This window comes from Agrobacterium sp. InxBP2, assembly GCF_026191755.1.
In the GTDB taxonomy this organism is placed as follows: Bacteria; Pseudomonadota; Alphaproteobacteria; order Rhizobiales; family Rhizobiaceae; genus Agrobacterium; species Agrobacterium pusense.
In genome coordinates this window covers 445,259-456,352 of sequence record NZ_JAINDY010000030.1, presented here as the reverse complement: position 1 = coordinate 456,352, position 11,094 = coordinate 445,259, and the positions used below count along the sequence as shown (strand labels likewise).

General features: G+C 59.0%; 13 protein-coding genes and 1 tRNA gene. 12 read left to right on the top strand and 2 right to left on the bottom strand.

The genetic code is table 11. The features are described from left to right. Window positions 1-1,017, top strand: a 1,017-nt coding sequence (locus tag K7A42_RS17460) for a flagellin (protein WP_282455619.1), incomplete at its 5' end; no start/stop codon positions are given. A 257-nt stretch (window positions 1,018-1,274) separates the two neighbouring features. Next, window positions 1,275-2,612 (top strand): flagellin, encoded by a 1,338-nt coding sequence (locus K7A42_RS17455; protein ID WP_006697684.1) that lies wholly within the window; start codon window positions 1,275-1,277, stop codon window positions 2,610-2,612. A gap of 201 nt (window positions 2,613-2,813) precedes the next feature. Here K7A42_RS17455 and K7A42_RS17450 read toward each other — a convergent pair. Then, window positions 2,814-2,888: transfer RNA gene (locus tag K7A42_RS17450), tRNA-Thr, on the bottom strand. A gap of 155 nt (window positions 2,889-3,043) precedes the next feature. Here K7A42_RS17450 and K7A42_RS17445 point away from each other — a divergent pair. From K7A42_RS17445 to K7A42_RS17400, 10 genes are all read left to right on the top strand, one after another. Next, window positions 3,044-3,310 carry a hypothetical protein gene (locus tag K7A42_RS17445; protein ID WP_112555877.1) on the top strand — a complete coding sequence of 89 codons (267 nt, stop codon included), beginning with the start codon at window positions 3,044-3,046 and terminating at the stop codon, window positions 3,308-3,310. A gap of 102 nt (window positions 3,311-3,412) precedes the next feature. Next, window positions 3,413-4,705, top strand: coding sequence for a UDP-N-acetylglucosamine 1-carboxyvinyltransferase (gene murA, locus K7A42_RS17440; protein ID WP_004439925.1), 1,293 nt, complete (start codon window positions 3,413-3,415; stop codon window positions 4,703-4,705). Window positions 4,706-4,819: 114 nt separating this feature from the next. Continuing rightward, window positions 4,820-5,260 (top strand): DUF2948 family protein, encoded by a 441-nt coding sequence (locus K7A42_RS17435; RefSeq protein WP_004439923.1) that lies wholly within the window; start codon window positions 4,820-4,822, stop codon window positions 5,258-5,260. 120 nt (window positions 5,261-5,380) lie between these two features. Then, complete coding sequence (gene hisD / locus K7A42_RS17430) at window positions 5,381-6,679, top strand: histidinol dehydrogenase (RefSeq protein WP_282455618.1); 1,299 nt, start codon at window positions 5,381-5,383, stop codon at window positions 6,677-6,679. A 3-nt stretch (window positions 6,680-6,682) separates the two neighbouring features. After that, window positions 6,683-7,156, top strand: a complete 474-nt coding sequence (locus tag K7A42_RS17425; protein ID WP_004439916.1) for a UPF0262 family protein — start codon at window positions 6,683-6,685, stop codon at window positions 7,154-7,156. Window positions 7,157-7,158: 2 nt separating this feature from the next. Further along, entirely contained in the window at window positions 7,159-7,647 is a 489-nt protein-coding gene (locus K7A42_RS17420) for a low molecular weight phosphatase family protein (RefSeq protein WP_282455617.1), read from the top strand. A 144-nt stretch (window positions 7,648-7,791) separates the two neighbouring features. Next, window positions 7,792-8,010, top strand: a complete 219-nt coding sequence (infA, locus tag K7A42_RS17415; protein WP_003503453.1) for a translation initiation factor IF-1 — start codon at window positions 7,792-7,794, stop codon at window positions 8,008-8,010. Between the two features lie 31 nt (window positions 8,011-8,041). After that, window positions 8,042-8,665, top strand: a complete 624-nt coding sequence (locus tag K7A42_RS17410; RefSeq protein WP_004439909.1) for a Maf-like protein — start codon at window positions 8,042-8,044, stop codon at window positions 8,663-8,665. A gap of 3 nt (window positions 8,666-8,668) precedes the next feature. After that, window positions 8,669-8,896: a DNA gyrase inhibitor YacG gene (yacG, locus tag K7A42_RS17405; protein ID WP_004439907.1), complete on the top strand. Its 228-nt coding sequence runs from the start codon at window positions 8,669-8,671 to the stop codon at window positions 8,894-8,896. 139 nt (window positions 8,897-9,035) lie between these two features. Then, on the top strand, window positions 9,036-9,872 hold the full coding sequence (locus K7A42_RS17400; RefSeq protein WP_282455632.1) for a DUF6030 family protein: 837 nt from the start codon (window positions 9,036-9,038) through the stop codon (window positions 9,870-9,872). 12 nt (window positions 9,873-9,884) lie between these two features. Here the strand turns inward: K7A42_RS17400 and galE are convergent, their stop codons facing one another. After that, window positions 9,885-10,916 (bottom strand): UDP-glucose 4-epimerase GalE, encoded by a 1,032-nt coding sequence (galE, locus tag K7A42_RS17395; RefSeq protein WP_004439901.1) that lies wholly within the window; start codon window positions 10,914-10,916, stop codon window positions 9,885-9,887. Window positions 10,917-11,094 lie beyond the last annotated feature (178 nt).

The following is an 11,094-nucleotide window of genomic DNA, read 5'->3' as shown; positions in this document are numbered from 1 at the left end:
ATCTCCCAGCTGCAGGACCAGCTGAAGTCCATCTCCAGCTCCTCCTCCTTCTCCGGTGAGAACTGGCTGCAGGCCAAGATCAGCGATGGCACGGGCAACCTCTCCGACATCACCAAGGCGGTCGTCGGCTCCTTCATCCGCGATAACAGCGGCAACGTTTCCGTCAAGACCATCAATGTCGCATTGAGCAACGAGACGGTTCTGTTCGACACCTCGTCCGGCGCGGCAAAAGACAAGCAGGGTATTCTCGATGCCTACGCCGTCTATTCCTCGACGGGTTCATACAAGAACTTCGAAATCACGACAGGCGTCGGCGCCGCAAAGGCCACCACGGTTAAGGCAGCCGTCGTTTTCACCGAAGCACAGCTTAAGGGCTTGACCTCTGCCGCGGCTGCAACCCCGGTCACTGCGATTGCGGATGCGACTACCGGCTTGGTCGTTGTCGCCAACGCTTCGGCCGCAGAGAACGGCGCATACCTGAAAATCGGTGACGATCAGTATGTCAAGGTCATGGGCGACGGCACCGCAGCGACTGCCTCGACGGGTACCGCCGCCATCGACACCGCTCAGAAAGCGCTCGGCACCTCCGCAATCGGCACCACGAAAGATGGCCAAAACGTCTACCTGAGAACGGATGCCAACGGTCAGCTCGCAAAGTCACTGTCCTACTCCCTGACCTCGCTGGACATCACCAAGGATCTCGTCGGCCCCGCCACCGTGACCCTGACGCCCGAGCAGGCGCTCGACGCCATGGTTTCCTTCGTCGACAAGCAGCTCCAGAGCATGACATCCGCCGCCGCCGACCTCGGCTCGGTCAAGATGCGCATCGAACTGCAGGAACACTTCGTCAACAAGCTGACTGACTCGCTCGACAAGGGCATCGGCCGCCTCGTCGACGCGGAAATGAACGAAGAATCCACCAAGCTGAAGGCCCTTCAGACCCAGCAGCAGCTCGCTGTTCAGGCCCTGTCGATCGCCAACAACGACTCCCAGAGCATTCTCTCGCTCTTCCGTTAATTCCGACACCGATCGTCAAATGCGAACCGCGCCCGAAAGGGCGCGGTTTTTCGTTATCGTTAATAGAAATTATTATTTCCTAATTTTATTAATACAGGTTTAGGCTTTGTTAACCATTCGCGCCCTAAAAACTGGTCATCGAAACGATTGGTTAACCAAGACGAAAAAGAGGTTAACAGGCATCAAGCCGCTCGATCGTTCCCGGCGGCAATCCGGAATGTCCCTTTTCATTTCAGCCAATCAAGGGGCAAATCATTATGACCAGCATTTTGACCAACGTTGCGGCCATGGCCGCCCTCCAGACTCTTCGCGCCATCGGCAGCAACATGGAAGAAACCCAGTCGCGCGTTTCCTCCGGCATGCGCGTCAAGACCGCATCCGACAATGCCGCCTACTGGTCGATCGCGACCACCATGCGTTCTGATAATGGCGCCCTCTCCGCCGTACAGGACGCTCTCGGCCTCGGCGCCGCAAAGGTTGATACCGCCTATTCCGCCATGGAAACCACCGTCGATGTCGTCAAGGAAATCAGCAAGAAGCTGGTTGCCGCCCGCGAAGCAGGCGTTGACAAGGCCAAGATCCAGGAAGAAATCCGCCAGCTTCAGGACCAGTTGAAGAGCATTGGCGAATCCGCCTCCTTCTCCGGTGAAAACTGGCTGAAGGGCAAGATCAGCGACGCCTCCGGCAATCTGACGCCCATCACCAAGCAGGTCGTCGGCTCCTTCATCCGTGACGGTGCAGGCAATGTCGCCGTCAAGACCATCAACATCCAGGTCGACAACAAGACCGCGCTTTTCGATACGACCACCGGCGCGACGAAAAACGGCATTCTCGACAGCGCCGCCTATTACTCCGATACCGGCGCTCTTCGCGATTTCGAGATCACGACAACGACGCCCGCAGGTGTCCCCACAACCACACCCTATACCGCAAAGGTGTTTACCGAAGCGCAGCTTCTCGGTTTCCCCTCGGGCACGACAACCACGGTTTCCGCCGCAGACCCGGCAACCGGCCTCGTTACAGTCGCTGCCGCCACCACTGCACGAAACAACGGCACCTACTTCAAGATCGGTGAAAACGCCGCCGGCGAAGCGCTTTACGTGAAGGCCAACAACACGGCGCCGACACCTGCCGGCACCACGGTAACCGCGATCGGCACCGGCGGAACGTCCGGCAACAATATTTATCTGGAAACCGCCGCAGCGGATTCGCAGATGGCGCAGAAGCTCGACTACTCGCTGATCGACCTCGACATCACGAAGGACCTGGCCGGCCTGACCAATTCAAAGGGACAGCCGCTGACCGAAAACGAAGGTCTCGATAACATGATCCAGTTCGTCAACACCCAGCTGGAATCGCTCATCAGCGCAAGCGCCGATCTCGGCTCGATCAAGATGCGCCTCGATCTGCAGGAAGACTTCGTTTCCAAGCTGACAGACTCCATCGACAAGGGCATCGGCCGCCTCGTCGATGCGGACATGAACGAGGAATCCACCAAGCTCAAGGCTCTCCAGACGCAGCAGCAGCTGGCGATCCAGTCGCTCTCCATCGCCAATACCAGTTCCGAAAATATCCTGTCGCTATTCCGTCAGTAAGCGGCGCCCGTTGGCTACGGGCGGTTTCGTCCCGCTCTGGCAGCAACAGAATATTCGGATGTGGAAACCGCGCTTCGCAAGGGGCGCGGTTTTCCCGTTTGCCAAGCTTTTACGAAGCGGCAACACTCCGGAATGCGGTGAGCAACATGCAGGGTGTAGGGCTTGAGTAAGCGCGCAACTTCTTGAATTGTCGAGGTAAAATGGTGCTGCTAGAGAGATTTGAACTCTCGGCCTCTCCCTTACCAAGGGAGTGCTCTACCCCTGAGCTATAGCAGCATCCGGTGCCGAAGCGATCGCTTCAGCATCAAGCGTGGCGGCCTATTGCCACAGGTTTTTGACGAGCGCAAGTCGCAAAACGATATTCTTCATCAAGCGGCGCAAAAAAGCGCCCCCCCTGTTGAAAACAGCATTTTTCAGATATTGCTGAATCTATGACCGAACATCACGACAAACAGGTGAAGACAGCGTTCTGCGGGGACTTTTCCACGGGCGCATCCGACACGGCGGCCAGCGGCAAGCCGCAGGCGGGGCCCGGCGAAAAGGCGCGCCAGCGCGAAGCGGAACGGAAGGCGCGTGCCGCGAAGAAACTTCGCGAAAATCTTTTGAAGCGCAAACAACAGGTTCGCGCGCGCCGTGCCGGCGACGCAGACGACACCATTGGCCTGCCTGCCGCAAAAACGGACGAATCATCCTCATAGAGAATTCACAGCATAAAATTGAAACGCCGCGGAAATTCGTCTAAGGACGCGCCTTTCCGCAAGGCACGATAAAGAAAGGCGGGCACAGGCCCGTAGGGACGCATGGATCGCATCAGAATTACGGGTGGCAACAAGCTCAACGGCATCATCCCCATCTCCGGCGCCAAAAACGCCGCCTTGCCGCTGATGATCGCATCGCTGCTGACCAGCGATACGCTGACGCTCGAAAACGTTCCGCATCTGGCTGACGTGGAGCAGCTGATCCGTATCCTCGGCAATCACGGCGTGGATATTTCCGTGAATGGCCGCCGCGAAAGTCAGGGCGAAGCTTATTCCCGTACCGTGCATTTCACCTGCCGCACCATTGTCGATACCACCGCTCCGTACGAGCTGGTCTCCAAGATGCGTGCAAGCTTCTGGGTCATCGGCCCGCTTCTGGCGCGTGAGGGCCGCGCCCGCGTCTCCCTGCCTGGCGGCTGCGCCATCGGCACGCGTCCCGTTGACCTGTTCATCGAGGGCCTGCAGGCGCTCGGCGCGACGATGGAGATCGATGGCGGCTACATCAATGCCTCGGCCCCCAAGGGCGGCCTCATCGGCGCGGTCTATACCTTCCCCAAGGTTTCGGTTGGCGCGACGCATGTGATGCTGATGGCTGCAAGCCTTGCCCGCGGCACAACCGTCATCCACAACGCCGCCCGCGAGCCCGAGGTTGTCGATCTGGCGCACTGCCTGATCGCAATGGGCGCGAAGATCGAAGGCGCCGGCACCTCCACCATCACCATCGAAGGCGTCACCTCGCTTTCCGGCGCGCGCCACCGGGTTTTGCCCGACCGTATTGAAACCGGCACCTACGCCATGGCAGTGGCGATGACCGGCGGTGATGTGGTGCTGGAAGGCACGCGCGCATCGCTGCTCGACAATGCACTCGATACGCTCCGGCTCGCAGGCGCCACGATCAGCGAGACGGAAACCGGCCTGCGCGTGGTGCGCAACGGCAATGGCATTCAGCCGGTCGATGTCGTCACTGAACCGTTCCCGGGCTTCCCGACAGACCTGCAGGCGCAGTTCATGGCGCTGATGACCCGTTCCCAGGGCGTTTCCCACATTACGGAAACGATCTTCGAAAACCGCTTCATGCATGTGCAGGAGCTTGCCCGGCTCGGTGCGAAGATTTCGCTTTCCGGTCAGATGGCCCGCATCGAAGGCGTTTCCCGCCTCAAGGGTGCGCCTGTGATGGCGACCGATCTGCGCGCTTCCGTGTCGCTGGTCATTGCCGGCCTCGTGGCCGAGGGCGAGACCATGGTGTCGCGCGTCTATCATCTAGACCGCGGCTTCGAACGCCTCGAGGAAAAGCTCACCCGCTGCGGCGCGTTGGTCGAGCGCGTCAGCGATTGATCCATTCATCGCCGCTCATCCGTTTTCTACCCGTTGCACAGCGGGCCGGGACTGCCTATTTCCATTGTAAGTCATGGAAATAGCGGTCCGCACCGCACAAGAAGGAAGAAAAAGATGAGCGGCCTGAAATTGCTCGCGCTGGATACTGAAGATCTCTCCGTCATCTCGACCCATATGCAGGACAGTGTCTTCAAGCTGAAGGATGTTGCCTTCGAGCCGAAACACGGCCAGTTCACCTTTTCCGCCAACCGTTTTGTCTGGGAAAGCGCCGATAAAAAGCACCTGCCGCCGGAACGCTGCCGCACAGTTGTTTTCCTGAAGCGTGTCTCCGCCGTTCGTTCGCAGTCCATCAACCTGGCCGACAGGGAGCAGGTTCTTTCGCTTCTGGCGATACGTTTCACACCGAATGGCGAAGGCCCGGATGGCCTTGTGGAACTGGCCCTTTCCGGCGGCGGCACCATCGCGCTTGATGTCGAATGCATCGAGGCGCAGTTGACTGATGTGAGCGGTGCGTGGGAAACCGCCACCAAACCGCATCATCCCGACAGCGAATAAGCTTTCCGGACTGTCGGGACGGTTGCCTTTCCGTCCCGTTTCGATTTATGCCACATACCAGAGCCGCAATCGTTCTGCGGTAAGTCGTGCACCCCGTGGGGACAATGAAAGGGTAATGGCGTGGCAATCTGGCTGGAGCAGGCATCGGCTGATTTCGAACAGAAATTCGCTGCCTTCCTGACAACCAAGAGAGAAGTTTCCGAAGACGTCAATGCGACCGTTCGCGACATCATCAATGATGTCCGACATCGCGGCGATGCGGCCCTTGCCCATTATTCCCGGAAATTCGACGGCATCGATTTTGCCGCGGTGCCGATGCGGGTAACGACTGATGAAATCGATGCGGCGATTGCCACCGTCGACACGAGCGTGATCGAAGCGCTTGAACTCGCAGCCCGGCGTATCGAAAAACACCATGCGCGACAGATGCCGAAGGACGATATCTACGAGGACGATATCGGCGTCGGCCTCGGCTCGCGCTGGACCGCAATCGAGGCCGTGGGCCTTTATGTGCCAGGCGGCACGGCCAGCTATCCAAGCTCAGTGCTGATGAATGCCGTGCCCGCCAAGGTTGCCGGTGTGGAGCGCATCGTCATGGTCGTGCCCGCGAATGGCGGCGCGGTCAATCCGGCCGTTCTGGCTGCCGCGCGTATTGCGGGCGTCGAGGAAATCTATCGCATCGGTGGCGCGCAGGCCGTGGCGGCACTGGCTTATGGCACTGAAACCATCGCGTCGGTCGCCAAGATCGTCGGCCCGGGCAATGCTTATGTGGCGGCTGCCAAGCGTCAGGTCTTCGGCACTGTCGGCATCGACATGATCGCCGGCCCTTCCGAAGTGCTTGTCATCGCCGACAGGGATAACGACCCCGACTGGCTTGCTGCCGATCTTCTGGCGCAGGCGGAGCATGATCGTGGTGCGCAATCCATCCTGATCACCGATGATGCCGAGCTCGGCAAGGCGGTGGGAGCAGCCGTCGAGCGGCAGCTGAAGCGTCTCTCGCGTTCCGAAACAGCAGCGGCGAGCTGGGCGGATTTCGGCGCGATCATTCTGGTCGAAAAGCTCACCGATGCCATTCCGTTGGCCAATCGGATCGCCGCCGAACACCTGGAACTTGCCACCGATGACCCGGATGCGCTAATGGCCCACATCCGCAATGCCGGGGCGATTTTTGTCGGGCGTCATACCCCCGAAGTGATCGGCGATTATGTGGGCGGTTCCAACCATGTTCTGCCGACAGCGCGCTCGGCCCGTTTCTCCTCAGGCCTTTCGGTGCTGGATTTCGTCAAGCGCACGTCCATCCTGCGCCTTGGTGCCGAGCAGCTGCGCCAGCTTGCGCCGGCAGCCATCACCCTTGCCCGTTCCGAGGGGCTGGACGCGCATGCGCGCTCCGTGTCCATCCGCCTCAACCCGGAAAGTTAAACGATGGCGTCAGGCGACTTCCGGCTCTGCGACGTGGTACTGGACGACAGCATCGGCCGGTCCACGCCCGACGTGGAGCATGAACGCGCCGTCGCTATTTTCGACCTGATCGAAGAAAATACCTTTGAGCCTGCCGGACATGACGGCGGGCCGTACCGGCTTTATATATCGCTCGTCGATTCCAAACTGGTTTTCTCCATCAAGACCGAGGACGACAGGGATGTCTCCACCCATATCCTGTCGCTGACGCCGTTCCGCCGCATCATCAAGGATTATTTCCTGATCTGCGAAAGCTATTACGAGGCGATCCGCTCGTCTACGCCGAGCCAGATCGAGGCGATCGACATGGGCAGGCGCGGTATTCACAATGACGGCTCGCAGACACTGATGGACCGGCTTTCCGGTAAGATAAAGGTGGATTTCGATACGGCGCGCCGGCTCTTCACCCTTGTCTGTGTGCTTTATTGGCGGGGTTAGAGATGAGCGATCCTGCCGCAGCGCCAAACGAGGGACGAGCGCCGAAATCGGTTCTGTTCATGTGCGGCATGAATTCCATCCGCTCCCCCATGGCCGAGGTGATCGCCAAACGATTGGTCGCGCCCGGCATCTACATCCAGTCGGCAGGTGTGCGGGCGGGCGAGCGCGACCCCTTCGTGGATGCGGTGCTGGAGGAGCAGGGTTTTTCGCTCGGCAAGCACAAACCGCGTACTCTGGAAGAGATCGAGGATGATTTTTTCGATCTGATCATTACATTAACACCAGAAGCTCATCACGCCGCACTGGAACTGACGCGCTCGAACTCTCTCCATGTGGTCTATTGGCCCACCATGGATCCGACGGTGGTCACTGGCACTCGGGAGCAAATACTCGACGCCTATCGTGAGGTGCGGGACCATCTTGCAAAACTGATTGCCGAACGCCTGCCGAAGCGGCAACAGCCGGTGGCGGATACGCTTTCAAAAGACTGAAAACTGCCTCGGCCTGTTAAAATCGATCGCGATTTTCAAGCCGATGCTTTAGAGGTTCACAAATGTGCCGGGATTGTGTAGTTTCCGCGCAATTTTCCCGGACAGGACACGGTCCGGCACTATCAACAGGAAGAAAACCCTTACATGACAAAAGAAGAAGTCCTTGAATTCCCGGGCATCGTAACCGAATTGCTGCCGAACGCAACATTCCGCGTGAAGCTTGAGAACGACCATGAAATCATCGCCCATACGGCGGGCCGCATGCGCAAGAACCGCATCCGCGTTCTCGCAGGCGACAAGGTTCTGGTCGAAATGACGCCTTACGACCTGACCAAGGGCCGCATCACCTATCGCTTCAAGTAATCCGTTTCCGCATCCTACGCCCGGCAGCGCAATGACGAATTCAAAACAAAAGCTTGTTCTGGCTTCTGGATCGCCGCGGCGTCTGGAGCTGCTGCATCAGATCGGCATTGAGCCGGCTCGCCTGATGCCGATGGATATTGACGAGACGCCCGTCAAGCTCGAGCATCCGCGAACGCTCTGCCGCCGTCTTTCCTTGCAGAAAGCGGAAGCGGCGCAGGCGGCGCTGAAAAACGAGCAGGCCTGGAAGGACGCCTATGTCCTGGGGTCCGACACGGTCGTTGCTGTCGGTCGACGTATCGTGGGCAAGGCCGAATATACGGAAGAGGCTTCAGCGGCCCTGCATCTTCTTTCCGGACGCAGCCATTGGGTCTATACCGGCATCTGCCTCGTAACCCCGGGCGGCAAGATCCGGCAGAAAGTGGCGGAGACCAAGGTACGCTTCAAACGCCTGTCGACCCGTGAGATAGATGCCTATATCGCCTCCGGGCAATGGCGCGGCAAAGCGGGCGCTTATGGCATTCAGGGCATCGCCGGCGCGTTCGTGCAGAAATTGACGGGCTCTTACACCAATGTCGTCGGTCTGCCGCTCTATGAGACCATGTCGCTTCTTGCCGGTGAAGGGTTCGAGGTGACGTCTGGCTGGCTGGAGGGATAGGCTGTGGCAAAATCCTCCACCGAAGGCGCTGGAAACGTTACGCCGCTCCGCAAATCCCAACCGTGCCCGGAATGCGGCCGACCATCGACGCGGGAAGACTACCCGTTCTGCTCGGATCGCTGCCGCTCGCTCGATCTGGCCCGCTGGCTGAACGGTTCCTACGCCATTCCCGTAGCGGATGATGAGAGCAGCGCCGGCGGACGGGATGGTGACAAGAATTCCTCCGACTGAGGACATCCGCCGGACATTCCGGCGGAACCAGATATTTTAGAACTTTTACTCGCAATTGATATTCGCCGGACCGCCAATGGTCCGATAATTCGCTCCAAACCGGCTGATGCCTATAACAGACAGCCAACAAGGTCCCATGATGGACGCAGGCCCGCAAAAGAGAGTCAGTCTCCGCGCGCTGCTTGTTGCGGTGCTCGTCGTCTGTTTCGCCATATCGGCCACGGTTCTGCTCGCCAATGACAAAAAGCATCTGAGAAGCCTGCTCACCTATCTCAATCTGGCGCCCGCTCCTCTTTCCGCCGTACCATCTGCCAGGGCAAAACCCGTCAAACGGCAGAAGCCTGCCGCGAGAACCATTTATCTGCCATCTCACCTGCTGAAATTCGAGCGCAATGGCGCCAGAGCGTCTTTCGCCCGCGATTTCATCATCTCCGGCAAAGACCTTTGCGACCGGTTCACGGCCGAAGGCTTCACCAGCCCGCGAGGCTGGCACCCTAGTCCGGTGAATAACCGCAGCTTCGAATGTATGGCCGATCTGGGCGAGGCAACGACGGCGGACCCGGCTGACGCGGCATCGCTTTTCCTGGAAATCCGCGGTGAGGTTTCCGGGGAAATCCGGTCCGTCAGGCTGAAGGCAGTTGCGCCGCAGACATCGGCCGGACGCGCTGTCAACGCGAAGCTTGCGGCAGCACTTGCCATGATTATCGAGCAGACCCGTTGGAGAGATATTGGCTCGGTGCTTGAACCGGCGCAGAAGATGCAACCGTATCAGGCGCGACACTTCGGCATTTCGGCCTCCGTGAAGCCGGAACCCACCGCGCCGCACAGCGTGAATGTGATTTTGCTCGCGACCGAAACTTCGGCCGGACTGAAGCTGACACGCAGCTTCTTCGATCGTGATCGATGGCTTCGCCCCGCCAGCGCGTCAGACCGCCCGACTGACTATCGTTCCGTCAAGAAAAACAGGGCAAGGTGATGCGCAGCCGGTTCATCCTATCGCCGCCAGTTTACGCCGTATTGGAGGAATCATCTCGTTTTTCTGGGCCTGGCGCTTGGCCTCCCATTGCAACGCGGTGCGGACGATGGTCGAAAGATCGTTGAAGCGCGGACGCCAACCAAATTCCGACTGGATGCGTCCCGAATCCGCCACCATGGTGGCGATGTCGCCGGCCCGGCGCGGACAGTGGATGACCGGAAAATCATGTCCGGATTCCCGCTGCACGGCATGCAGGACGTCAAGCACCGAATAACCGACGCCATAACCGCAGTTGAGCGTTCTTGTGCCGCCGCCGGCGCGCAAATGGGCCATGGCCAGCATGTGCGCTTCGATGAGGTCGCTGACATGGATATAGTCGCGAACGCCGGTGCCATCGGCTGTAGGATAATCCGTCCCGTAAACCTCCACGTGATCCCGGCGCCCGGTTGCAGCTTCGCATGCCACCTTTATGAGATTAGCGACGCCTGTTGGCGAAGGTCCGGCGCGACCCTGGGGGTCGGCTCCGGCCACATTGAAGTAACGCAACGCCACGTAGTTGAAGTCATGTGCGCGCACGACATCGCGCAGCATGATTTCAGAAGCGAGTTTCGACAGACCGTAGGGATTTTCGGGGCTGAGGACCGCCGTTTCCGGCACCGGGCCTTCGAAAGGCTGGTTTCCATACACAGCGGCTGTGGAGGAGAAGATGAAATTGCGGATATCATTCCGCACCGCGGCAGCGACAAGCGCGCGGGTGGTGCCGGTGTTGTTTTCGTAATATTCGAGCGGCCGGCTGATGGATTCGGGAACGCTGACGGAGCCGGCGAAATGGAAAATGGTCTCGATCTGATTTTCTTCGAAAATCTGGTCGAGCAACGCGGGATCCGCCGCATCGCCGAGATAAAAACGCGCCGCTGGCGCGACGGCCCAGCGCGATCCGGTCGAAAGCCGATCGACAACGACGACTTCTTCCCCGGCATCGAGCAAAGCCCACACCATGTGGCTTCCTATATAACCGGCCCCACCCGTGACCAGAACAGCCATGACACTACTTCCCTGTTTGCTTTTCTTGAGCTCATCAAAGCCAATAATTCTTCATCATTGATTACTTGCACAGCGAATACCCAACCAATCCTCCGCCTCTGTGAAAAGGTGGCTTACGATTGGTTAGTGCGATGCAAGGCATTTTATTTATTGTATGAAAATGTTCTCATAGACGGAA

What these genes read in the sequence shown, in the direction of transcription:
- K7A42_RS17455 (WP_006697684.1), top strand. Translation starts at nt 1,275, where the DNA reads ATGACCAGCATTTTGACCAACGTTGCGGCCATGGCCGCCCTCCAGACT.
- K7A42_RS17445 (WP_112555877.1), top strand. Translation starts at nt 3,044, where the DNA reads ATGACCGAACATCACGACAAACAGGTGAAGACAGCGTTCTGCGGGGAC.
- murA (WP_004439925.1), top strand. Translation starts at nt 3,413, where the DNA reads ATGGATCGCATCAGAATTACGGGTGGCAACAAGCTCAACGGCATCATC.
- K7A42_RS17435 (WP_004439923.1), top strand. Translation starts at nt 4,820, where the DNA reads ATGAGCGGCCTGAAATTGCTCGCGCTGGATACTGAAGATCTCTCCGTC.
- K7A42_RS17425 (WP_004439916.1), top strand. Translation starts at nt 6,683, where the DNA reads ATGGCGTCAGGCGACTTCCGGCTCTGCGACGTGGTACTGGACGACAGC.
- K7A42_RS17420 (WP_282455617.1), top strand. Translation starts at nt 7,159, where the DNA reads ATGAGCGATCCTGCCGCAGCGCCAAACGAGGGACGAGCGCCGAAATCG.
- infA (WP_003503453.1), top strand. Translation starts at nt 7,792, where the DNA reads ATGACAAAAGAAGAAGTCCTTGAATTCCCGGGCATCGTAACCGAATTG.
- K7A42_RS17410 (WP_004439909.1), top strand. Translation starts at nt 8,042, where the DNA reads ATGACGAATTCAAAACAAAAGCTTGTTCTGGCTTCTGGATCGCCGCGG.
- K7A42_RS17400 (WP_282455632.1), top strand. Translation starts at nt 9,036, where the DNA reads ATGGACGCAGGCCCGCAAAAGAGAGTCAGTCTCCGCGCGCTGCTTGTT.
- galE (WP_004439901.1), bottom strand. Translation starts at nt 10,916, where the DNA reads ATGGCTGTTCTGGTCACGGGTGGGGCCGGTTATATAGGAAGCCACATG.